General features: G+C 41.7%; 19 protein-coding genes and 1 pseudogene. 10 read left to right on the top strand and 10 right to left on the bottom strand.

All coding sequences use genetic code 11. The annotated features are described in order from the left end of the window. Positions 1–14: 14 nt before the first annotated feature. From leuC to leuA, 3 genes are read right to left on the bottom strand one after another with little or no spacing between them, the layout of a single operon-like run. Complete coding sequence (leuC, locus tag HNW13_RS19760; protein WP_182744049.1) at positions 15–1,427, bottom strand: 3-isopropylmalate dehydratase large subunit; 1,413 nt, start codon at positions 1,425–1,427, stop codon at positions 15–17. Then, on the bottom strand, positions 1,427–2,521 hold the full coding sequence (gene leuB, locus HNW13_RS19755) for a 3-isopropylmalate dehydrogenase (RefSeq protein ID WP_162024094.1): 1,095 nt from the start codon (positions 2,519–2,521) through the stop codon (positions 1,427–1,429). Before leuB ends, leuC begins: the two co-directional genes overlap by 1 nt. Beyond that, positions 2,518–4,086, bottom strand: coding sequence for a 2-isopropylmalate synthase (leuA, locus tag HNW13_RS19750; protein ID WP_162024095.1), 1,569 nt, complete (start codon positions 4,084–4,086; stop codon positions 2,518–2,520). Before leuA ends, leuB begins: the two co-directional genes overlap by 4 nt. Positions 4,087–4,607: 521 nt before the next feature. Here leuA and HNW13_RS19745 point away from each other — a divergent pair. Next, a complete protein-coding gene (locus HNW13_RS19745; RefSeq protein WP_192116153.1) occupies positions 4,608–6,455 on the top strand; it encodes a hypothetical protein in 1,848 nt (615 codons plus the stop codon). A 4-nt stretch (positions 6,456–6,459) separates the two neighbouring features. Here HNW13_RS19745 and recQ read toward each other — a convergent pair whose 3' ends face one another. Further along, positions 6,460–8,307, bottom strand: a complete 1,848-nt coding sequence (gene recQ, locus HNW13_RS19740; RefSeq protein ID WP_192116157.1) for a DNA helicase RecQ — start codon at positions 8,305–8,307, stop codon at positions 6,460–6,462. A 199-nt stretch (positions 8,308–8,506) separates the two neighbouring features. Between recQ and HNW13_RS19735 the strand changes: the two genes are divergently transcribed. After that, positions 8,507–8,971 (top strand): thioesterase family protein, encoded by a 465-nt coding sequence (locus HNW13_RS19735; protein ID WP_162024097.1) that lies wholly within the window; start codon positions 8,507–8,509, stop codon positions 8,969–8,971. 125 nt (positions 8,972–9,096) lie between these two features. Further along, positions 9,097–10,005, top strand: coding sequence for an EamA family transporter RarD (rarD, locus tag HNW13_RS19730; protein ID WP_101088519.1), 909 nt, complete (start codon positions 9,097–9,099; stop codon positions 10,003–10,005). A 114-nt stretch (positions 10,006–10,119) separates the two neighbouring features. On the opposite strand, the gene argA is transcribed toward rarD, so the two are convergent. From argA to radC, 4 genes are all read right to left on the bottom strand, one after another. Continuing rightward, positions 10,120–11,439: an amino-acid N-acetyltransferase gene (gene argA / locus HNW13_RS19725; protein ID WP_011639235.1), complete on the bottom strand. Its 1,320-nt coding sequence runs from the start codon at positions 11,437–11,439 to the stop codon at positions 10,120–10,122. Positions 11,440–11,917: 478 nt separating this feature from the next. Then, positions 11,918–12,091, bottom strand: a complete 174-nt coding sequence (gene rpmG / locus HNW13_RS19720) for a 50S ribosomal protein L33 (protein ID WP_011494790.1) — start codon at positions 12,089–12,091, stop codon at positions 11,918–11,920. 6 nt (positions 12,092–12,097) lie between these two features. Then, the gene (gene rpmB / locus HNW13_RS19715) at positions 12,098–12,334 is read right to left on the bottom strand and encodes a 50S ribosomal protein L28 (protein WP_011639236.1); all 237 of its coding nucleotides are present in this window, start codon (positions 12,332–12,334) and stop codon (positions 12,098–12,100) included. A 121-nt stretch (positions 12,335–12,455) separates the two neighbouring features. Continuing rightward, positions 12,456–13,133 carry a DNA repair protein RadC gene (gene radC / locus HNW13_RS19710; protein ID WP_101088520.1) on the bottom strand — a complete coding sequence of 226 codons (678 nt, stop codon included), beginning with the start codon at positions 13,131–13,133 and terminating at the stop codon, positions 12,456–12,458. A 502-nt stretch (positions 13,134–13,635) separates the two neighbouring features. Here radC and coaBC point away from each other — a divergent pair. The 7 genes and pseudogenes from coaBC to folE all read left to right on the top strand — a co-directional run bounded on the left by coaBC (position 13,636) and on the right by folE (position 22,379). Further along, positions 13,636–14,832, top strand: a complete 1,197-nt coding sequence (coaBC, locus tag HNW13_RS19705; RefSeq protein ID WP_182744082.1) for a bifunctional phosphopantothenoylcysteine decarboxylase/phosphopantothenate--cysteine ligase CoaBC — start codon at positions 13,636–13,638, stop codon at positions 14,830–14,832. Then, positions 14,829–15,287: a dUTP diphosphatase gene (dut, locus tag HNW13_RS19700; protein ID WP_101088521.1), complete on the top strand. Its 459-nt coding sequence runs from the start codon at positions 14,829–14,831 to the stop codon at positions 15,285–15,287. Before coaBC ends, dut begins: the two co-directional genes overlap by 4 nt. Before the next feature lie 35 nt (positions 15,288–15,322). Next, positions 15,323–15,916, top strand: a complete 594-nt coding sequence (gene slmA / locus HNW13_RS19695) for a nucleoid occlusion factor SlmA (protein ID WP_011639240.1) — start codon at positions 15,323–15,325, stop codon at positions 15,914–15,916. Positions 15,917–16,084: 168 nt separating this feature from the next. Then, positions 16,085–18,037 (top strand): S9 family peptidase, encoded by a 1,953-nt coding sequence (locus tag HNW13_RS19690; protein ID WP_242445218.1) that lies wholly within the window; start codon positions 16,085–16,087, stop codon positions 18,035–18,037. 661 nt (positions 18,038–18,698) lie between these two features. After that, positions 18,699–19,707 (top strand): annotated as a pseudogene (locus HNW13_RS19685) (IS630 family transposase). A gap of 214 nt (positions 19,708–19,921) precedes the next feature. Continuing rightward, on the top strand, positions 19,922–21,550 hold the full coding sequence (locus tag HNW13_RS19680; RefSeq protein WP_243756354.1) for a S9 family peptidase: 1,629 nt from the start codon (positions 19,922–19,924) through the stop codon (positions 21,548–21,550). Between the two features lie 178 nt (positions 21,551–21,728). Next, entirely contained in the window at positions 21,729–22,379 is a 651-nt protein-coding gene (gene folE / locus HNW13_RS19675) for a GTP cyclohydrolase I FolE (RefSeq protein WP_101088524.1), read from the top strand. A gap of 84 nt (positions 22,380–22,463) precedes the next feature. Here the strand turns inward: folE and pyrE are convergent, their stop codons facing one another. Then, positions 22,464–23,105 carry an orotate phosphoribosyltransferase gene (gene pyrE, locus HNW13_RS19670; protein ID WP_101088525.1) on the bottom strand — a complete coding sequence of 214 codons (642 nt, stop codon included), beginning with the start codon at positions 23,103–23,105 and terminating at the stop codon, positions 22,464–22,466. A gap of 72 nt (positions 23,106–23,177) precedes the next feature. Beyond that, positions 23,178–23,891 (bottom strand): ribonuclease PH, encoded by a 714-nt coding sequence (rph, locus tag HNW13_RS19665; RefSeq protein WP_011639245.1) that lies wholly within the window; start codon positions 23,889–23,891, stop codon positions 23,178–23,180. Positions 23,892–24,057: the final 166 nt, after the last annotated feature.

Genomic DNA, 24,057 nt, shown 5'->3' with positions numbered 1-24,057 from the left:
TCTCCTCTCTCGGTTTAGTAAGGTTTGCGAATATCAACAAAGTGACCAGCTACTGCTGCAGCGGCTGCCATAGCAGGGCTCACCAAATGAGTACGACTACCACGACCTTGACGGCCTTCGAAGTTACGGTTACTGGTTGATGCACAACGATCGCCAGCTTCTAAACGGTCATCATTCATCGCTAAACACATCGAGCAACCTGGTAAACGCCATTCAAAACCAGCTTCAATAAAGATTTTATCTAAACCTTCTGCCTCTGCCTGTAACTTCACTTGGCCAGAACCAGGTACCACAATCGCCACAACACCCTCTGCAACTTTACGGTTTTTAGCGTGCACAGCAGCGGATCGTAAATCTTCAATACGCGAGTTAGTACAAGAGCCAATAAACACTTTATTGATGCTAATGTCAGTCATCTTAGTGCCAGGCGTCAGGCCGATATACTCTAAGGCTTTAATCATACTGGTGCGATTGGTGCTGTTGGTTTCAGTTTCTGGATTAGGTACTACACCATCAATCGCAACGACTTGACCAGGGTTAGTGCCCCAGGTTAACTGCGGCGCAATATCGTTGGCATCTAATACCACTTCGACATCAAACACAGCATCTGCGTCAGATTTAAGCTCAGACCATGCTGCAACAGCTTGTTCCCACATTGCATCTTTAGGCGCAAATTCACGACCTTTAAGATAGTTAAATGTGGTTTCATCAGGCGCAACCATGCCAGCTTTAGCGCCCATTTCAATGGCCATATTACATAAGGTCATGCGGCCTTCCATGGTTAATGCTTCAATGGCTTCACCACAAAACTCAACCACGAAACCTGTACCACCATCCATGCCAAGCTTACCGATAATCGCTAACACGATATCTTTAGCCGTCACGCCATCGGTTACTTTGCCACGCACTTCAACTTTCATATTCTTGGCTTTTAACTGACGTAGTGTCTGGGTTGCCAACACATGCTCAACTTCTGATGTGCCAATACCAAATGCTAACGCACCAAACGCACCATGGGTCGCGGTGTGAGAATCACCACACACAATCACAGTACCGGGTAAGGTAATCCCCAGCTCTGGCCCCATTACATGAACAATGCCTTGATTAGGATGATGAATGTCATACAAGCGCACGCCAAACTCTTTACAATTCTGTGCCAGTGTTTCAACTTGAGTACGCGCCATTGGGCTTAACGCATCTAAACTGGCGCTGCGCGTTGAGGTGTTGTGATCCATCGTGGCAAAGGTTTTTTGTGGCGCGCGGAGTTTACGCCCTGCCACTTTTAAACCGCTAAATGCTTGTGGTGATGTGACTTCATGGACTAAATGACGATCAACATACACAACTGGCGCTTCACCTTCTGGGCTGGCAACAATGTGTGAGTCCCACACTTTTTCATATAAGGTTTTACTTGTCACTTGGGCCATTACACACCTTCCTTTATTGCCTGGGTGATAAAGTCACCCATTTGCGCTGTCGACTTAGCTTCGCTGCGTTTGTCTGCAGCCAATAATTCACCGGTTAGATAACCACTTGCCAATGCTTTTGTCACTGCACGTTCAATAGCGCTTGCCGCCTCTTCTTGCTTTAGGCTGTGACGTAACATTAATGCAGCAGATAAAATTTGTGCTACCGGATTAGCAATACCTTGGCCAGCAATATCTGGCGCACTGCCACCGGCAGGTTCAAATAAGCCAAAACCAGAGCTATTCATGCTTGCCGAAGACAATAACCCCATAGAGCCAGTTAACATGGCAATTTCGTCTGATAAAATATCACCAAACAAGTTAGAACATAACATCACATCAAACTCATCAGGACGACGTAATAGCTGCATAGTCGCGTTATCAATATAGATGTGTTCTAAAGTGACATCCGGAAAGTCTTTAGCAACTTCCTCTACCACTTGGCGCCATAATACTGAACAGGCTAATACGTTGGCCTTGTCTACCGAAGTCACCTTATTTTTACGTCCACGCGCGGCTTCAAAAGCAATACGAGCAATACGACTAATTTCGCGACGGCTATAACGCATGGTATCAAAGGCTTCTTCATCATCTCCTTCACCTTGGCGCCCTTTCGGCTTACCAAAGTAAATACCACCAGTTAATTCACGGACACACAACACGTCAAAACCACGGGCTGATATATCACTACGAAGCGGTGACATATGCTCTAAGCCGTCATGTAATTTGGCTGGGCGTAAATTACAAAATAGCTCAAAGTGTCCGCGCAATGGCAATAATGCGCCGCGTTCAGGTTGATCGTTTGGTGGCAAATTTTCCCACTTAGGGCCACCGACACTGCCGAATAAAATCGCATCCGCGGCTTCGCAGCCTTTTAAAGTCGCGTCAGGTAAAGGACAGCCATGGTTATCAATGGCAATACCGCCGACATCAAATTCGGTGTATTGAATATCCAGCCCAAAACGTGTCTCAACAGCACTGAGCACTTTACGCGCTTCAGCCATCACTTCAGGACCAATACCATCACCCGACAAAACTGCTATTTGATAACTCATACGCCGCCTAACTCCCTTTCTTTATGGATCTGTTGTTTAAAGTCAGCCACTTTATCTGCGCGGTACACTAAGTTCATCACATGTACTAACGCTTGAGCTGATGCTTCGACGACGTCTGTGGCTAAGCCAACGCCGTGGAACATTTGTTCATTATATTTTGCGGTAATATCAACTTGCCCAAGCGCATTTTGACCTTCGCCTTTCGCGCTTAACTTGTAATTAGTGATATTAATTTTACGCTCTGTTGCGCGTGCAATGGCATTATAAGCTGCATCAACAGGACCATTGCCCGTAGCAGCCTCAGTAATATCGTTGCCATCAACCGCAATACGTACCGTGGCAGTGGCGACACCTTCAGTCGAATCAGAATGCACCATCATGTGCTGAAGCTGGTACTTATCGTCATCTTGCGCTTGCGACTCCATGAATACCAATGCTTCTAAATCATAATCGAACACTTGGCCTTTTTTATCTGCTAAGGTCAAAAACTGCTCGTAAAGACTGTCCATGTCATAGTCAGTTTGTTGGTAACCCATTTCTTCCATGCGATGTTTAATCACATGGCGACCAGAGCGTGAAGTCATGTTCAAATTATTACGGTTTAAGCCAATACTTTCTGGTGTCATGATCTCGTAAGTATTTTTGGCTTTAAGCATACCGTCTTGATGAATGCCCGATGAATGAGAGAATGCATTGGTTCCCACAATCGCTTTATTGGCTTGGATCGGCATATTACATAATTGACTCACTAGCGATGAGGTGCGGTGAATTTCTTTGGCATTAATACCACAGTCTAAATCTAACAAATCTTTGCGAGTTGCAAGAATCATGGCGATTTCTTCTAACGAACAGTTACCGGCACGTTCACCAATACCATTAATAGTACATTCAACTTGGCGGGCGCCCATTTCAACTGCAGCAATTGAATTGGCCACCGACAAGCCTAAATCATCATGACAATGAACCGAGATAACGGCTTGATCGATATTAGGAACCCGATTAAATAAGGTTTGGATAATGCCACCAAACTCGCTTGGCACTGTATAACCTACGGTATCAGGAATATTAATGGTACGAGCACCGGCTTTAATCGCCGCCTCAACCATACGACATAAATTATCGATTGGTGTGCGACCAGCATCTTCACATGAAAACTCAACGTCATCTGTAAATCGTCTGGCGTATTTAACCGCATTAACGGCCATCTCTAATACATCATCAAAAGAGCGCTTCAATTTACTTTCAACATGAATGGTCGAAGTAGAGATAAAGGTATGAATTCGAAATTGATCGGCAACCGACAAAGCCTGGGCTGCAGCATCGATGTCTTTTTCAAGTGCACGAGATAGCGCACACACACGGCTGTTTTTAATGGTTTTAGCAATGGTCTGCACCGATTTAAAATCGCCCGGAGAAGAAACAGGAAAACCCACTTCCATTACATCTACACCTAAACGCTCTAGAGCCAACGCAATTTGTAGCTTTTCTTTAACGGTTAAACTGGCTGCTAATGCTTGCTCACCATCACGTAAGGTAGTATCAAAGATTATGACTCTATTGGACATCGAATTTCTCCATCGACCATCATGTTTATTTGAATTAGCTGCGAGGTACACAACGGCTTCATTTCAAAAGGGCTAAAAAAAAACCCCGCGACAATTAGCGCGGGGTTTGTGTATGTTTAATGAATTATTTTACATGTAACACAAAGGACTCCGCGCAGGATGTGCGTGAGAGGAGAAGGAGTCCGAGTAAAGCTGATTGTGTATTCATGACGTTAGTATTCACTTTTAATAACTAATTATGCTAAATGATTGACGTACAAAATATGTCTATGCCTAATATGTAACGCGACCAGCCTTCTGTGTCAACCCTAATTTGGTCAACGTGAAAAAGATGATAGCGTACTAGTGCTTCATTACAGTTAACCAGCGACATTATCAGCCAATATTGATTCGCTTTCAATTAATGAACTTACCTCTCAAAGTGCAAATAAACATCAATCTAAGTTGCTGCATCGATTATATTTTTATGTATCTGGATATAAATAATCGTATACTGCTATCACCCCATGTTAAGTAGATATATGACGATGATGTTGTCGAAAAAGAGTATTGAATATAACTTTAGTCGCATTTTTGCTTTAATCTTTGGCCTCACACTATATTTAGCGACTACGGCAGTTTTGGCTCAACCATCGCAACGTTTATTACTCTCAGCCGATATCATTGCCGAAACTCAACAACTGAGCGCTCGAGAACAACTCGATGTGATCAGCAATATTAATACTCAAAGATCTGCAAACGCCAAAATACTCATTGATTCACTCGAGCAACAACACGCTAAACAACCACTAACCGATATAAATGCTCTGCGCTTAACACTACTTCATTGCTTTAATTTGCTGGAATTTGGTGAGTTTAATCAGGCAATCACCTTGGCAAAACAAGGGGAAATGAAGGCCAGACAGTTTAAATACGATACCGCTCGCCCTTACTTTATACAGTGCCAAGCCGATGCACACCAAAGCCTTGGCAACACGCTACAAGAACAACAACTCACCGAAGAAGCGTTACGATTAGCCAAGCGTTATTCTGAAAAACAAGCGATTGTAAACAGCCTTTATGCCAGAAGTAGACAAAATACTAGCCTAGAAAATTATAATTCGGCCATTGAAGACTTGCGTTTTGCCTTAGATATTTATGATGAAGCACAAAACCAATTTCAGCATTGGTACTTGTTGCCGCTTTCATTTATACAATCAGAAATATCTAATGTATTTTTCTCTATGGGTGATTATGTAGAGGCACTGCATTTTTCCGAAGCAGCTTATAAAGATATTTCTTTTTTTGGAAAAATAAAATCTACAGTAACTCTCAATTTAGCGCTTATAAACATAGCGCTAAATGATAAAGCCAAAGTACTATATTTTTTAAATAAAGCAGAAAGTGTCAGTGCAAATATAGACTCTGAAAGAGATTTGGCAAACCAATATGCTTTGCTTGCGATAATTCATTTGTATGTTGGTGATTACACCATCGCCGAAAAACTCGCATTATCAAGCATAGAACTATTCACTAAATACCAAGAGCCTATTTACGTCATGCGCATCAAGCGTACATTAGCCAAAGTGTATTTTGCACAACATAAAGACAACCAAGCCTTGTCACTGCTAAATGAAATTATTGAGCAAGCCACTGAACTTGAGCAATTTTCGGATTTAGAGGAGTTTAACCAGATAATCAGTCAATATTACGCTGAACAAAATCAATTTGAATCGGCTTATCAATTTCAGGTGCAGCGTTTTGGTGCCGCTAAACAAGCTGCGGCCAAGTTAAACAATGCCCACTTTATGCAGTATAAAGCCAGAATAACAGCACAAAGTGAAGCCAGTACACCACCAGAGAAACCTGTCAGCAACATCAATCAAAATTTAACCATTACCGCCTTGATGATTTTGTTACTGTCTGTTGGATTAGTCCTATTTTTGGCCCGTAAACCACAGCGACTCAATAATGTGAATGCTCAAGAAGAAAGCCAGCAGCACCGTATAGACAATATGTTAGATAATGCCAAACAAGGGCACTATCAATTAAGTATGCTACTGATTAATATCAGTAATAACAATATTGAGGATATACCCTTTATTATTCCGCGGCTCAAAAATACACTTAGAGAGCAAGACCAATTGTTTCGGCATAATACTAATGAACTCATTATTATCTTGCCACACGCATCGTCAGTGGGGGCGGCAAGAGTCATAACCCAAATAGAGCAAGTACTTGGTGAATGGAAATCCGAGCTCAAAGTAAATATTGGTATGGCGAGTTTACAACAACTTGATACTTTTGAAGTACTCGTTAAAAAAGCAGTATTAAATCAATTAAATAAAATAAAATCTCAAGAGAAAAACAGTTCTAATGATGAAAACTAAATCACTAACCTTTGGTCAAATAATCAGAAATTTCATCTAAAAATTCGCCACCAAATCGGTCAAGCTTAATCTGCCCAACACCATTTACCGCGAGCATCTCGCCAGGGCTTGTGGGCAGCATCGCACACATCTCTGCGAGTGTTGCGTCGTTAAAGACTAAATAGGGTGGAATGTCATTTTTCTCAGCTAGTTCGCGACGCAGTAATTTTAATCGAGCAAACAACTTACGATCATACTGTTGCGGTGCACGTCCATTGGGTTTGCGCTTTACATCAATCAATTGAATCCGAGGTTCCGCTAACATTAGCGATAACTCAGCTTTAAGGATTGGTCTTGCGGCAGGGTTAAGCTTAATTGCAGAGCCGCGGGTAATATCCTGACTCATCAAACCTAAATGAATTAATTGGCGGATAACACTGAGCCAAAACTCAGTTGATTTATCTTTACCAATGCCCCATGTCGATAACTTATCATGGCCTCTATCCACTATGTTGGCCGCTTTTGAACCGCGCAATACTTCAATTACATGGTGGATACCAAAACGTTGCTGTAAACGATAAATACAAGACAGTACTTTTTGCGCATCTTCAGTACCATCATATCGCTTGGGTGGATCAAGACAGATATCACAGTTACCACAAGGTTTTGATGCCACTTCATCAAAGTAGTTTAACAACACTTGGCGACGACACGTTTGCGCTTCAGCAAATGCTGCCATGGTATGCAATTTATGAAATTCGACTTGTTGTTGAGGCCCAGGTTCAGATTGCTCAATCAAATGCCTAACCCGGCCTATATCGGCAGGATCAAATAACATATAAGCTTCTGCATCTAAACCATCGCGGCCTGCACGGCCTGTTTCTTGGTAATAAGCTTCAATGCTTTTAGGAATATCGTAATGCACCACAAAGCGTACGTTAGATTTATTAATCCCCATGCCAAAGGCCACCGTAGCCACCACAATATCGATTTGATCTTTTAGAAATTTATCTTGAACGTTACCACGCTCTTCCTGGCTCAAACCGGCATGGTATGCTTGAGCATTAAATCCTTGTAAGCGTAAACGCTCGGCCACCTCATCAACTCGACGACGACTGCTGCAATACACAATCCCACTAGTGCCATTTTGAATAGTTAGAAACTGACGTAATTGATTAGCCGCATTAAGCTTTTCAGCCACGGTATAACGGATATTTGGACGGTCAAAACTCGACAACAAGGTATAAGGGGTTACCCCTAAGCGCTCGCAAATACTCAAACGCGTGGCATGATCTGCGGTTGCAGTTAAGGCCATTAAAGGTAAGTAAGGAAAATATTCTTTTAACTGCCCTAATGCCGCATATTCAGGTCTAAAATCATGGCCCCATTGGCTAATACAATGGGCTTCATCAACTGCAAACATTGAAACATCAACCGATTGCAGACGCTCAATAAAATCAGGACGCAAAAGTCGCTCTGGAGAGACATACAACAATTTAATCTCACCAGCATGTAATTTACGTAACACCTCAGCACTTTGCTCACGCGGTAAAGATGAATTGAGATAAGCAGCTGACACACCACTTTGCAGTAAACTGTCGACTTGGTCTTTCATTAACGAAATTAATGGCGACACCACCACGGTCACACCAGGCAACACAATAGCAGGCAATTGATAGCACATACTTTTGCCGCCACCGGTAGGCATAATCACTAAGGTATCTTGGCCCTGTAAACTTTGCTCAATGACTTCTCGCTGCCCTTCACGAAAGGCACGATAACCAAAAACTTGCTGCAAGCTCGCTGCAAGTACATCTTGCTCTGTCGTCAACACATCTGAGGACGCAATATTGGTCGAAATCGGAGTATCCATTAACAACATCATCATTCAAAGGGCACTCATTTTAAAGCACTGAGCCACAGATGTCTTGAACCAAAACACCTTTGCGTTGTTTTCATCCAAGATAGATGATTGAGTCGACGCCACTTTAGGGTTAGATTAAATACTCTATGGCAGTAAGTCTCCCCTATAAATAACAACGATAATAAGAATAAAACGACAAGGATTGCTCATGACCACATCTATTCAAACTCAAGCTTTACAGCAAGTTGCTGATATTTTTGATCAACATGTTCCATTTCATAATTTACTCGGTTTAGATATCAAACACTACGACATCAATGGGGTTGAAGTGGTGATAAAAATGAAACCCGAACTTATCGGCAATATTCATCAAAATATTCTTCATGGTGGTGTCACTGCGACATTACTTGATGTTGTCGGCGGACTGACGGTATTTGCTGGGCTAGTTGCCAGTAGAGAAGATTGGACTCTTGAAGAATTACAACAACGCTTAACCACCTTAGGCACTATTGATATGCGGGTCGACTTTTTACGTCCCGGTCGGGGTGAAATCTTCACTGGCACTGGCACGGTTATTCGCTCTGGTAATCGTGTATCCGTTTGCCGGATGGAATTACACAATGAACAAGGTGTTCACATCGCATTTGGAACTGGCACATATATGGTGGGCTAAACGGTCATTATCGCAATATATAACTGACACTCTAGCGATAAAAGAAATCGCTTAAGCACTTGTGTCATTCTAGGGGGCGACCTACAATCGCCCTCTCTTTTAGTTCTCCCCACTGTTGACTGACTATGCCTGATTTAGAATATCGTAAAGGGGTGCTTCTCGCCATTTGCGCCTACACCATCTGGGGTATTGCCCCGCTTTATTTCAAGTTATTACATCATGTCCCTGCCACCGAAATATTAATGCACCGTGTCATTTGGTCATTTATATTCATGGTTATTTTGATGCAATTTATTGGTGGATTTAGCCGTTTACGTTTAATTTTAAAACAGCCCAAGCAATTACTAATATTGCTGATCACCTCTATATTAATTGCCGCTAATTGGCTGATTTTTATTTGGGCAGTCAACAACGACCACATGCTCGATGCTAGCCTAGGCTATTTTATCAACCCGTTGTTTAACGTCTTATTAGGAATGGTATTTCTGGGTGAGCGCTTGCGAAAATTGCAATGGGTTGCAGTGGCGTTGGCCAGTATAGGGGTACTAGTGCAGTTGATCTCTTTTGGCTCTATTCCGCTTTTATCATTAGCCTTGGCAGCCAGCTTTGGGTTTTATGGTTTACTGCGCAAAAAAGTTAATATTGACGCAAAATCAGGTTTATTAGTCGAAACTGCAATCTTGTTACCTATCGCTCTGGGTTATCTATTCATCACCTTAGACAGTTCGACAACGAGCATGCTAACCAACACTCTCGACCTCAATTTACTCCTAGTCGCTGCGGGTATTGTCACAACGATTCCGTTACTGTGTTTTGCTGGTTCCGCTGTCAGAATTCCATTTTCGATTTTAGGTTTTTTCCAATATATTGGCCCAAGTATCATGTTCATCTTGGCGGTAAAACTGTTTAATGAACCGTTTGATATCGAAAAAGGCATTACCTTTGGATTTATTTGGGGCGCGTTAGTTATCTTTGTTGGCGACATGATATTGCAACGTCAACGACGTAACGCCTTAGCCAAAGCGTCAGCATAATAAGCTCTACAATGGCAAGATGAAGTCACTCAAAGCACTGATGCTTCACCCACAAAAAAGCCGAATGATTTTATACTCATCCGGCTTTTTTATGTGTTAACGGCCTTGTTACTTCTACAAATCTAACGCAAGAATTTTTGAACGACGCTGATAGTTATACAGCTGTTTTTTCTTATTCGGCAGTTCTTCAACATCAACAATATTAAAGCCATGCTCTAAAAACCAATGGATACTACGGGTCGTTAACGCAAATAGACGTGAATAACCACGCACGCGAGCTTGGCCAATAATGTTATTAAGCAAAATGCTACCACGATCAGCATCGCGATAATCAGGATGAACCACTAAACACGCAAACTCACCCGCATTGTCTTCTTCAAACGGATACAAAGCTGCACAACCAATCACTAAGTTGTCGCGCTCAACCAGCATAAACTGTTCAATTTCCATCTCGAGTTGCTCGCGTGAGCGACGCACCAAAATGCCTTGTTCTTCCAATGGGCGAATAAGGTTTAAGATACCGCCTATGTCGCTAATAGTCGCTCTACGTAAACGTTCGGCGCTTTGGGTAACAATTTGGGTACCGATCCCTTCGCGTGAAAACAACTCTTGCAGTAACGCACCATCTTCTAAATAACTGACTAAGTGACAACGAGGTACACCTCGGCGGCATGCTTCAATACTGGCTTTTAAGAATGCAACGGTGCCAACTGAAGTATGGTCATCTACAGCCATCGTCTTGAGCATTTCTTCAATATCGTCCGGCATCAGCTCGGCAATCACTTCACCATTTTTACCGATAAGGCCGTTGGTATCACTAAAACCAATAATCTTATCGGCCTTTAACTTAATCGCTACTTGGGTCGCAACTTCTTCAGCGGTCAGGTTAAAGCTTTCACCTGTAACAGAAGCGGCAATTGGCCCCATTAACACAATACCGTTATTGTCTAATTGACGACGTAAGCCTTGCGCATCAATACGACGCACTTTGCCACTTAAACAAAAATCGACACCGTCATCTACACCTAATGGTTGTGCAATAACAAAATTACCACTCACAAGGTTTATTTGCGCATTTTGCATTGGCGTATTGCCTAAGCTCATCGACAACCTAGCAGTAATATCAAATTGAGTCGCCCCAGCAACCTGCTTGATAATCTTCAGGGTTTCATCATCGGTAATACGAATACCATTGTGATATGCCGGTTCAATTCCAGCCGCCTTTAAACCTGCATCAATCTGTGGTCTTGCTCCATAAACTAATACCACCTCAATCCCAAGTGAATGCAACAAAGCCACATCATTTAAAATACCGCGGAATTGTGGGTGCGCTAATGCTTCGCCACCCAACATAACGACAAAAGTTTTACCTCTATGAGCATTAACATAGGGTGCAGAATGACGAAATCCATCAACTAATTCAGTGGTTCTCACGGGCAAATTCACCTCGGTATAGGTTTGATGTTCATTAATGACGATGACAATAAATGCCACATGACGGTTTGCTGTATCAAAAAAGAATGGTATTGCATTTTAATTCACTTTTAAAGCATTTTATTTCACTTTAAGTAAAACACAGTGTCTCAATTTATTATGAAAAAATCATTACAGCCAAAAAGTTAGCTTGTTTTAGTCGTTAATAATACTTTACGCATTTAATTATGATATTTGCATCACATCTGTATAGCAATATTTCAACATAATGGCGATATCACCATGCGGAAATGGCTCAATAAAATCCAATGACATTAGCCATGTACCTCGAGACATAAACAGCTGCTGTATAGACTAAATTCAGAACCTGACTAACGGTGTTTACTCAGCTGATTATTGTTCGATTCAGTATAGACTATTTTCAAACAGGCATAAAAAAAGCCCCAATTAAGGGGCTTTTTTAAGAATCAAAAATCAATTACTTGATTTTAGCTTCTTTGTACATAACGTGCTGACGAATGACTGGATCAAATTTCTTGATTTCCATTTTTTCAGGCATGTTACGCTTGTTCTTTTCAGTAGTGTAGAAGTGACCAGTTTTAGCACTAGATACTAATTTGATCTTCTCACGATTACCTTTAGATTTAGCCATTTTCTATTATACCTTCTCGCCACGGGCACGAAGTTCTTTAACAATCACTTCAATACCTTTCTTGTCGATAATACGGATACCTTTAGTAGATACACGTAATTGCACGAAACGCTTTTCTTCTTCTAACCAAAAACGGTGGTTTTGTAGGTTAGGTAAAAAACGACGACGAGTCGAATTTTTTGCGTGCGAACGGTTGTTACCAACCATTGGCTTCTTGCCAGTTACTTGGCATACTCTTGACATGTCAATCTTCTCCAAAACAAATTTTTAACGCTCGAGCATTAATGTGCCTCGTATGGCCGTCGCCCGAGGCACAAAGAGGGCGCATTTTATACACGATTGACCATAGAAGATCAAGCAGTGTTTATACAATCCACCCACGCTCGGCAAAGGAGACTATCTCCTGATCACCTACAACCATATGATCTAACAAAGAAACATCTATGGTTGCCAATGCATTTTTTATTCGCTCAGTTATTCGCCGATCAGCCTGACTTGGCTCTGCAATGCCAGACGGGTGATTGTGACACACAATTACCGCTGCCGCTTTTTTCTCCAAAACAAGGCTTACAACCTCGCGAGGATAAACAGAAGCAGAATCGATGGTGCCACGAAATAATTCTACAAATTGAATGACTCTATGTTGGGTATCCAACAATAGTAAGGCGAACACTTCATAGGATCGGTCTGCCAATTGTCTCATTAAATAGTCCCGAGTTAAATCAGGATTTGTCAAAATTTGCCCTCTTTGTAGATTTTCATGGGCAATTCGCTTAGAAATTTCCGCTGCAGCCTGTAATTGAGCATATTTTACCGGCCCAACACCGGCTAATTTACATACTTGGCTTTTAGGTGCGCTCAGTAAACTGCGCAAACCACCAAACTGATTAATCATGTTTCGGGCTAAATCGACCGCATTTTGCCCTGCCAGACCATTACGTAATATCACCGCAAGCAATTCTGCATCCGAAAGATGCCCTGCACCTTTGAGCAATAATTTTTCTCGCGGTCCTTCTCCTTGTGGCCAATCTTTAATTCCCATGAATGTCCCTTATATTCAATGTGGCGATGCCATTAAACGCATTAAGTCGACTCTGAATAACAAAAACAACACAGAATCAGCAAGCACAGTACCAATAACGAATTGTTGTCTTTTTCAAAAATAGAGTTCGAATTGCTTATACCAATCTCATTAAATATCTGATCAGTTCAGAGTCTCTCAGGTTTTTTAATTCAAGGCGCATTGATGTAGAAATGGCTGTTCCCTTTTAAATCGATGCAACACAGAAGTGGAATACCTGAGAGACTCCTTTCTGGCGGGTTTCAAAGTACTTTATGCTTCGTTAGATGTTTTCAAAATAGAATCACTATTCGCTTCAATCATCTGCCTTGCCTACAGCACTTTGAACTCCCGCTGAAAGATCACATATTTAATAGGATTGGTATTACACAGTATGGTCGATATTTTTGAGATTGGATCTGCGCAAATTGTCATAGGTTTGTGATATTGTTAGCCGCAATTAGGTTTGAGTCGGATAATGTGCATCATGCTGACAAATAAAAAAGTATTACTCGGAATTGGTGGCGGTATTGCCGCATATAAAAGTGCAGACTTGATCCGCCGATTAAAAGAGCGTGGCGCAGACGTGCGTGTCATCATGACTCAGAGCGCGATGGAGTTTATCACCCCATTAACCATACAAGCGCTCTCAGGCCATCCAGTAGCCTCAGATTTGCTCGATCCCGCAGCAGAGGCGGCTATGGGTCATATCGAACTCGCTCGTTGGGCTGATGTTGTATTGCTTGCACCTGCTACGGCAAATTTAATGGCACGTATTAATGCCGGCATGGCAGATGACTTGTTAACAACCACCTGTTTAGCGACCAGCGCCCCCGTCATTGTTTGCCCTGCAATGAACCAGCAAATGTACCAAAATATTGCGACCCAAGAAAACATGGCTAATTTAGCCCGTAAAGGCTTTACCATTTGGCAACCCGCCTCAGGTAATCAAGCATGCGGTGAAGTCGGCCCTGGCAGAATGCAAGAACCCGTGGTTATGGCAGAACAACTGATACAATTTTTTGGCACCAAGATATTACAAGGTCATCAGTTACTCATTACCGCAGGGCCAACGCGTGAAGCGATTGACCCAGTGCGCTATATCTCCAACCACAGCTCAGGAAAAATGGGTTTCTCTATAGCCCAAGCAGCTGCGGAAATGGGCGCAACCGTCACATTAGTCTCAGGTCCGGTTAATCTGGCCACCCCAGCAGGTGTTACACGCATTGATGTGAGTTCAGCACAACAAATGCTTGATGCTGTGATGGAACAGGTTGAACAACATGATATTTTTATTGGTTGCGCCGCAGTAGCTGATTATCGGATTGCTGACGTTGCGGATCAAAAAATAAAAAAATCGGCTGAACAAATGCAACTTGCGCTAGTGCGGAATCCTGATATCTTAGCCACGGTAGCTCAGCACACTCCTCGTCCATTTACTGTAGGCTTTGCAGCAGAAACCAACGATGTAGAGCAATACGCCCGTGGCAAACTTCAACGCAAAAAGCTTGATATGATTGCCGCCAATGATGTTTCTATTCAAGGCTTAGGCTTTAATGCCGATAGCAATGCACTACAGGTATTTTGGCAAGACGGCAGCCAACAACTGCCCACAACAGACAAACTGACACTGGCGCGCCAATTACTTACATTGATAGAAAAACAATTAAAAAAATCATGAAAACACCCATTGAACTAAAAATTATCGACTCACGTATAGGCAGTGAATTCCCATTGCCAGCTTATGCGACACCCGGTAGCGCAGGCATGGATTTACGTGCCATGATCGACAGCGCAATGGTCATTGAGCCAAATCAAACTGTATTGATTCCAACAGGTATCGCCATTCATGTGGCAGACCCAGGCCTTGCCGCTGTGATTTTACCGCGCTCAGGCATGGGCCATAAACATGGCATTGTTTTGGGTAATCTAGTCGGCTTAATTGACTCCGATTACCAAGGACAGTTAATGGTGTCATGTTGGAACAGAAGTGATAAACCATTTACTCTCGAAATTGGCGATCGATTAGCCCAATTGATGTTTGTACCCGTTGTACAGGCAACGTTTACCGTAGTGGATGAGTTTAATAGCTCAGATCGTGGAGAAGGCGGTTTTGGTCATTCAGGCACCAAATAACCTTTTCAAGTAGTCACTGAGCCAAGGAACAGATAATGGCTGAAAGCCCTAAAATAAATCGTCGTGAGCATATTTTACAATGCTTAGCACAAATGCTCGAAACCAGCCCAGGTCAACGTATAACAACAGCAAAGCTCGCCGCCGAAGTGGGCGTGTCAGAAGCTGCACTGTACAGACACTTCCCCAGTAAAGCGCGGATGTTCGAAGGCTTAATCGAATTTATTGAAGATGCGATTTTATCACGCTTAAACATCATCATGGACGAAGAAAAAGACACCATGACCCGCTGCCAGTTGGTATTACACCTGCTATTAGTATTTTCTGAACGTAACCCAGGCATCTCAAGGGTGCTTAATGGCGATGCCTTGCTAGGTGAAAACGAGCGTTTACGCAGTAGAATTGACGTATTATTTGCCAAAATAGAAACACACATCAAACAAATTCTACGTGAAAAAACCTTGCGTGAAGGCGTAGGCTTTAATATCGATGAAGCTATTTTAGCTAACTTGTTGCTAGCCTTTGCAGAAGGACGTATTTCACAATTTGTCCGCAGTGAGTTTAAACAAAAGCCAACACAACACTTTGATGAACAGTGGACGTTTATTCAACAGCAATTGTTAAGAAGTTAATATCGCATCAATAAAGGATGCTAGTTCGGTCCTTTTGCTGCCAATGCTACTTACTCTTCCTTTACCCTTAAACCGTATCAGATCGAATATTTATACCACATAAAAACGAAGTAAGAACGAACGATTAAACAAGGATGTCTCATGATTTTCACCAAATACCTAACCATTATGTTACTTGTCTGTGGTGGCCTATTCACCCATGCATTTGCAGCAGAAAGCCTTTCTACTGCACGACTATTTAGCCGAGGGGCTGAATTTAGCAATGTAAAAATATCTCCAACAGGCGACTATATTAGTGCAATAACCAAACATAATGGTAAAGACAAGCTACTAATATTAAATGCAAAAACAAAACAAATACATCACGCGATATTTTTCCCTGGCAATGCCCAAGTAGGTAATTACGCTTGGGTCAATAATGAAAGAATCGTACTGCAAAAAGAATATTTAAAAGGTTGGAGTGACGTACCGCTGTATTATGGTGAGCTAATGGCTGTTAATGCCGATGGCTCAAGAGCAACTTACCTTTTTGGTTTTAATAGCGGCGAGCAACAAACTGGTTCACATCTAAAGAAAAATACCCCCATAAGAGCAACGGCATTTATTTTAGATCCCCTTCCCGATGACGACCGCTATATGCTCGTCAATGCAATCCCATGGAATGAGTCTAATTCTTTAAACTATGAATTATCACAGACTGTATACCGTGTAGATTTATACAAAGGGTTCCGCAGAAAAGTCACCACTTCGCCTATAGGTTACTCTCGATTTTTAACCGATCACGATGGTGAAGTACGCTTTGTTGCAGGCGAAGATGAAAACAACATAACAAAAGTATTTTATCGTCAAGACCGCGAATGGCTTAACACCGATAACCTCAAACTCAATTTGGATGATTTCTACCCAATATCTTTTGCCGAAAATAAAAACAGTATTTATGCAGCGGCTCGGGTAAAAGGCGAAACCTTAGGGATTTATGAAATCAATCTAGAAACAGGTGAAAAAACGCAAATTATTAAAGATGACAAAAGTGATCCCAGTAATTACTGGATAAACCAAGCTACCAAAAAACTCTATGCAGTTGAATTTGAAAATGGTTATCCGTCTTACGCTTTCGTCAATCCAGAAGACAGTCATTCAAAATTGCTAAAGCAGTTGCTCGCATCATTACCTGGCCATCAAGTTCGTATTGTTAGCGAAACTCGTCATTCAGAAAAACTCATCGTGGTGGCATTTAACGATCGAAATCCCGGTGATTATTATATATTTGATACCAAGGCCATCACACTCCAACACTTAGCCTCTGCCAAGAAATGGCTCGACCCAGCGCGAATGTCAGAAGTGAAGCCAATTAGTTTTACCAGCCGAGACGGTAAAGTCATTAGCGGCTATTTAACATTACCTTATGATAAAGAAGCGAAAAACCTCCCTCTTGTAGTCAATCCCCATGGTGGTCCGCATGGAGTAAGAGATGAATGGGGGTTTAATACTCAAAACCAAATGCTAGCAAATCAAGGGATGGCTGTATTACAAGTCAATTTTCGTGGTTCAGGTGGTTTTGGACAAAACTTTGAACAAGCTGGATTCCAAAAATGGGGTTCAGAAATACAATATGACATTCTCGATGCCACTCATTATGTCATTGAGCAAGGTTATGTAGATAAAAACCGTATCTGTATTTCTGGTGGTAGTTTTGGTGGTTATAGTGCATTGCAAAGCGCAATACTTGAACCCGATCTGTTCAAATGCGCTATCGGTTTTGCAGGGATTTATAATTTAGAACTGATGTTCGATGAAGGAGATATTGCAAATAGTGCTTCGGGTACTAGTTACCTTAAAAATGTTTTAGGTCAAAATAGTGAAGTACTAAGGGCGATGTCTCCCTCAGAAAATGTAGATAAGCTGAAAGCAAACTTGCTTCTAGTGCATGGCGGTGACGATGAACGAGCGCCCATTGAACAACTAGAATCACTAGAAAAAGCCCTTAAAGCACATGATTATCCCTATGAAAAACTGGTGATGGATGATGAAGGCCATGGTTTCTACAATGATGACAATCGTGCCCAATATTATGAAAAAATGCTTCTATTTCTTAAAAAGAACCTAAACATTAAATCGTAATGAGCTAATGAGCTAATGAGCTAATGAGCTAATGAGCTAAAAAATATTATATCAACAAGCCGATACCCGGCAAACGGGGGTCGGCTTTTTTTGTACCTGCGTTATGACTTTCAAGCAAATTCAACCGCGCAAAGAGGCCAACCAAACGGGTATCAACATAAATTGGAAGTCGTAATATACGTCCATATTTCCACCTCATCTCAATGAATAAATAATGAGTACGTATTGCTCCGACCACTTGAATTAAATACAATACCGTTACATTTTTAACATTAATTACACGGACTGTATTTATGCTGCGCATTTTATACCTCACATGTTGTTTCTTCTGAATAAAAATACTGATACAACTTAATCTTTCTTTGATTGAAATAAATACTCTTTTATTTTAAAATTGCGCCAGAAACAAATAGGCAACAATAAAAACAAAAACACAACAAACCACAAGGATGTACAATGAAACTATCCAAGCTTATCGCTTTGGCTTTATTACTTTACCCTGCCTTCATAACATCATCTTTTGCATCTGACACACTAACAACTGCAAAATTGTTTAGTAAATCGTCTGAATACAGCAATGTTAAATATTCACCTAGTGGTGACTATACCCGTGATCATTGAAAATGCTTGATTTTGTCCCAAATGGGATCATCATAGCCCCATGAAACAAATTACACTCTCGCCAGAACAAAAAGTAGCATTGGAAACTCGACATAAAAGCTCGAGTGATAGGCGTGAGTGTGATCGCATTAAAGCCATTTTACTACGCGATGAAAATTGGCCAACGCCAATGATTGCCCAAGCGTTACGTATTCACGAAACGACCGTAGTTCGATACATTGATGCCTATGCTCACGACCAAAACTCACGTAATAGTGGCGGCCCTTAAGTTATCTGAGTCAAGAGCAAACTGAACTATTGATTGCACACCTGTGTGAGGTGACCTACTATAGCCATCAAATAGTCGCTATATCTCAGAACAATTTCAGATTAAGTACACAGTGTCAGGCCTCAATAAATGGCTGCATAAACATCAGTTCAGCTATAAAACCCTAAAGGGTTCCTCACAAATTTGATGAAGACAAACAAACGGCTTTCATTGAATATTATGAGCAACTAAAATCCTCGTTAACCCCTGATGAACCGTTATTATTTATGGATGCGGTTCATCCGACCCAAGCCACAAAAATCACCGCAGGCTGGATAAAAAGGCGTTGATAAACCGATAGAAACGACGGAAGCCGAACCCGTATTAACGTGGTTGGTGCAATCCGACGGTCACTTAACAGAAGCGTCATTGAGCAATATAGCAAACGGTTAACGGTGCATCCATCATCGATTTTAAACCAAATTAGAGCGCGTTACTCAACAAGTGGTGTATCCATTTGTGCTTGATGGCGCTGGATACCATCGAAATGCCTTAGTAGTTAAGAGGCTAAAATCTGAATATAACATTGCATTACCTGCCGCCTTATAGTCCAAATTTAAACCCAATAGAACGATTGTGGAAGGTAATGAATAAACATGCGAGGAATGGGCAATACTTCGCAACGACAAAAGAATTCCGACGAAAAATCACTGACTTTTTTAGCATCACCCTCCCCGATATTGCCGATACACTCGGTGATACAATTAATGATAACTTTCAGAAATTAAAACCTGCAGTTTGAATTCACTTGAGTATATATCAGTGCAAAAACAATCAATGACGATAAACGTATTTTAATTATTTTAGACGCAAAAACCTTAAAAATTGTCCATGCTATTCAATTTGGTACTAATGCCCAAGTCGGAAATTATGTATGGGTAAACGATGATCGTATTGTATTTGAAAAAGAGTACTTAAAGGGTTGGGATGATCATCCTCAGTATTACGGTGAACTAATGGCCGTAAACGCTGATGGTTCTCAAGCTGAATATCTTTTTGGCTACGAAAATAACGAACAGCAAACTGGCTCAAGCATTAAGAAAAAAACTCCTTACCGCGGTACAGCATTTATTTTAGATCCTTTACAAGATGATGACAGATACATGCTTGTCCAAGCGCTGCCTTGGGGGGCTGGAAGTACTTCAACAGCAGATAACCTTCATATTGTTTTTAAAGTTGATGTCTATAGAGGCACACGCCGAAAAATTACCTACGCGCCTATTAGCTATTCACAATTTATTACTGATCACGATGGCGAAGTTAGGCTTGTTAAAGGTACAAACAAAGACGATATTGAACAATCTTTTTATTATAAATCAGGCGACTGGATTAATATTGATCAGCTTAATCTCGGTCTAGACGATTTTACTCCAGTAGCATTTACCAAGGATCCAAACATAATCTATGCCGCGGGGCGAGTTAACAACCAAACACTGGGTATTTATACTGTTAACCTCACCACCGGTGACAAGAAATCGCTAATAAAAGATGAATTAGTCGATCCTAGTCAGCTTTGGATTAGTGAAGTATCAAAAGAACTTTATGCGGTTGAATATGAAGCAGAATACCCAACTTATGCCTTTGTTAATCCAGACAATCAACAAGCAAAAATTCTAAAAGATTTAATAGTAGCCCTTCCCGGCCATCAAGTGCATTTAGTCAGTCAAACTCGCAATGGTAATAAGTGGATAGTGTTTGCCTTTAATGATCGCAATCCAGGCGATTATTACACTTTCGATGCTGAAACAATGAAACTTGGATATTTAGTTTCAGCAAGAGAATGGTTAACACCAGATGATATGGCTGAAGTTAAGCCGATTAAATTTACTAGTCGAGACGGACAAACTATTCACGGTTATCTGACGTTGCCAAAAGGCAAAGACGCTAAAAACTTACCTCTAGTGGTAAACCCCCATGGTGGTCCACATGGCATTCGAGATTGGTGGCAATTTGATCCACAAAACCAAATGCTTGCAAAAGAAGGTATTGCTGTTTTACAAGTCAATTTCCGTGGCTCTGGTGGTTATGGAGATGACTTTGAATTTTCCGGATATAAGAAATGGGGTGCTGAAATACAATACGATATTATTGATGCCACTAACTATGTCATTGAACAAGGCATAGTCGATAAAGATCGTATCTGTATTGTCGGTGGTAGTTTTGGTGGATACAGCGCACTCCAGAGTTCGATTCTTGCACCTGATTTATTCAAATGCGCAGTAGGTTTTGCTGGTGTATATGATCTAGCATTAATGTTCCATAAAGGTGATGTTTCAGATCGCCGGATGGGCTTAAGTTATTTGAAAAAAGCACTTGGTCAAGATGCCGCTATCCTGAAAGCTATGTCACCATCAGAAAATATCGACAAGCTAAAAGCTAAGCTATTAATTGTACATGGCGGTGAAGATGAACGAGCGCCAATTGAGCAATATGAAGCACTAGAGAGAAAGCTGAAAGCTTATGAGTACCCATTTGAAAAAATGATATTAGACGATGAAGGTCATGGCTTCTACAACGATGAAAATCGGGCTGAGTATTATGACAAAATGCTTAAGTTCATCAAAGAGAACCTAAACGTAAAGTAGATATCGCTTAGACGTTTAACCACAAAAAGCCGATACCCGACTAACGGGGTCGGCTTTTTTGTTACCTACAGTATTAATTTAGCGCAAATCGCGTTATTCTCCTCGTCCCTTAACGGGCGCCCAAGTGGGTATTAACGTACACTCATATAAACAGTGATATCGAGTAGTTGGAGGATATATGGCACTCAGTGAAGCCGCAATAAAAGTACAAGCAGCACTAAAAGACCGTGGGCTAGAAACCCCGATGTTGCCAAAAACTTCCACGCCTGAACAACGTAAAGTCAAAATTGAACATCATATGCGTGAAATTTTGACCTTAATGTCACTCGACCTAACCGACGACAGCTTGGCTGATACTCCACGCCGCATTGCAAAAATGTATGTCGACGAAATCTTCTCAGGGCTTGATTACGAAAACTTCCCTAAGATCACGGTTATCGAAAACAAAATGGGTGTTGATGAAATGGTGCGTGTACAAGACATCAGTCTTACCAGCACCTGCGAACACCATTTAGTGACCATAGATGGCTTCGCAACGGTGGCCTATTTGCCACGCACAAAAATTATTGGCTTGTCTAAAATCAATCGTATCGTGCGCTTCTTTTCCCAACGCCCACAAGTACAAGAGCGCCTAACCCAACAAGTGTTAGTGGCACTGCAAACCCTACTTGAAACCAAAGACGTTGCGGTAAAAATGGATGCGGTGCATTACTGCGTTAAATCTCGCGGTGTCATGGACTCAACCAGTTCAACTACCACTACAGCACTTGGCGGTATTTTTAAATCAAACCCAGCCACCCGCGCCGAGTTTTTACACCAAGTAAAATAATGTGTGTAAATAACACGCAAATAAAAATGCAGCCACCTAATTTCATAATATAGGGGCTGCATTTTTGTTTAAATCTGAATAAGATTAAATGCCGTATTGCTCACGATACGCGCTAACTGAAGCAAGTTCTGCTTCCATACCCGGCTTTTCAGACAAGTAACTGATTAAATCAGCAAGCTTAATAATCGACACAATTTGACAGCCAAAATCGCGTTCCACTTCTTGAATTGCCGACAACTCGCCTTTGCCTTTTTCTTGGCGATCTAATGCAATCAACACACCCGCAAGTTGAGCATTGTGGGCATTAATAATTTCCATCGATTCGCGAATAGCGGTACCAGCGGTGATAACATCGTCCACCAGCATGACTTTGCCTTTTAACTCGCTGCCCACCAAACTGCCACCTTCACCGTGGGTTTTGGCTTCTTTACGGTTAAAGCAGTAAGGAATATCCACATCGTGATGATCGCACAAGGCAACAGCTGTGGTTGTCGCAATCGGAATACCTTTATACGCTGGGCCAAATAACAAATCGAACTCAATACCCGAGTCCATTAACGCCGCAGCATAAAAGCGACCTAAACGCGCTAAGTCTTTACCCGTATTGAACAATCCAGCATTGAAAAAGTACGGGCTCGTACGGCCAGATTTAAGGGTAAACTCACCAAAACGTAATACTTGGCGGGCTAAAGCAAACTCAATAAATTCGCGTTGATAGGCTTTCACGGTTATTCCTCTTTCATCAAATTTTAGATTAAAAAAAAGGACCGTAATCGGTCCTCATTTTTCAACAGCATATTAACTTAAAGCCGCTTTTTGCACATCGACAATTTCGCGAATACTGTTTTTAGCTAACACTAACAACTCAAGCAACTCTTCATGGCTAAATGGTTCGCCTTCTGCAGTTCCTTGAATTTCAATAATCTTACCGGTTTCTGTCATCACAACGTTCATGTCAGTTTCAGCAGCACTGTCTTCAATGTATTCTAAATCACTGATCGCTTCGCCTTTGTAAATACCAACACTCACAGCAGCAATTAAAAACTTAAGTGGGTTAGCTTTAATAATGCCTTTACCGCGAGCCCAGTTAAGCGCATCAACTAACGCCACACAAGCACCAGTAATAGCCGCAGTACGCGTACCGCCATCGGCTTGAATCACATCACAATCGATAACGATAGTGTTTTCACCTAACAACTTCATGTCTACAGCTGCACGTAATGCACGGCCAATTAAACGTTGAATTTCTTGAGTACGGCCAGACTGCTTACCACGAGCCGCTTCACGGTCCATGCGGCTGTGAGTTGAACGCGGTAACATACCGTATTCAGCAGTTACCCAACCTTGGCCTTGGCCTTTAAGAAAGCGCGGCACGCCTTCAGTGAAACTTGCTGTACATAATACTTTTGTGTCGCCAAACTCAACTAAAACAGAGCCTTCAGCATGTGCAGTAAAAGAACGCGTAATAGTGATAGGGCGAGTTTGAGCTGGTGTACGGTTACTTGGGCGCATGAAAAGTCCTGTAGTCGAATTCATATCATATTTGAGCCCATATTATAGAGCTTCACGCCGTTAGATGCCATGGTAAGCAGCGATAAGCCACAAATCTATCGACTAATCCTTTAATCCCATCCGCTAAAACGGCTATAATCAACTCACATTCGCGTAAATAACATAA

The organism is Shewanella sp. BF02_Schw, from assembly GCF_014596695.2.
In the GTDB taxonomy this organism is placed as follows: Bacteria; Pseudomonadota; Gammaproteobacteria; order Enterobacterales; family Shewanellaceae; genus Shewanella.
Note: the sequence above shows the minus strand (reverse complement) of the source record. Positions and strands in the feature narration are given on the sequence as shown.

Coding starts and splice junctions, on each gene's coding strand:
- leuB (WP_162024094.1), bottom strand. CDS start 2,521: ATGAGTTATCAAATAGCAGTTTTGTCGGGTGATGGTATTGGTCCTGAA.
- rpmB (WP_011639236.1), bottom strand. CDS start 12,334: ATGTCAAGAGTATGCCAAGTAACTGGCAAGAAGCCAATGGTTGGTAAC.
- HNW13_RS19690 (WP_242445218.1), top strand. CDS start 16,085: ATGTTACTTGTCTGTGGTGGCCTATTCACCCATGCATTTGCAGCAGAA.
- folE (WP_101088524.1), top strand. CDS start 21,729: ATGGCACTCAGTGAAGCCGCAATAAAAGTACAAGCAGCACTAAAAGAC.
- HNW13_RS19745 (WP_192116153.1), top strand. CDS start 4,608: ATGACGATGATGTTGTCGAAAAAGAGTATTGAATATAACTTTAGTCGC.
- slmA (WP_011639240.1), top strand. CDS start 15,323: ATGGCTGAAAGCCCTAAAATAAATCGTCGTGAGCATATTTTACAATGC.
- HNW13_RS19680 (WP_243756354.1), top strand. CDS start 19,922: ATGGCCGTAAACGCTGATGGTTCTCAAGCTGAATATCTTTTTGGCTAC.
- HNW13_RS19735 (WP_162024097.1), top strand. CDS start 8,507: ATGACCACATCTATTCAAACTCAAGCTTTACAGCAAGTTGCTGATATT.
- recQ (WP_192116157.1), bottom strand. CDS start 8,307: ATGGATACTCCGATTTCGACCAATATTGCGTCCTCAGATGTGTTGACG.
- rpmG (WP_011494790.1), bottom strand. CDS start 12,091: ATGGCTAAATCTAAAGGTAATCGTGAGAAGATCAAATTAGTATCTAGT.
- leuA (WP_162024095.1), bottom strand. CDS start 4,086: ATGTCCAATAGAGTCATAATCTTTGATACTACCTTACGTGATGGTGAG.
- leuC (WP_182744049.1), bottom strand. CDS start 1,427: ATGGCCCAAGTGACAAGTAAAACCTTATATGAAAAAGTGTGGGACTCA.
- dut (WP_101088521.1), top strand. CDS start 14,829: ATGAAAACACCCATTGAACTAAAAATTATCGACTCACGTATAGGCAGT.
- rarD (WP_101088519.1), top strand. CDS start 9,097: ATGCCTGATTTAGAATATCGTAAAGGGGTGCTTCTCGCCATTTGCGCC.
- radC (WP_101088520.1), bottom strand. CDS start 13,133: ATGGGAATTAAAGATTGGCCACAAGGAGAAGGACCGCGAGAAAAATTA.
- rph (WP_011639245.1), bottom strand. CDS start 23,891: ATGCGCCCAAGTAACCGTACACCAGCTCAAACTCGCCCTATCACTATT.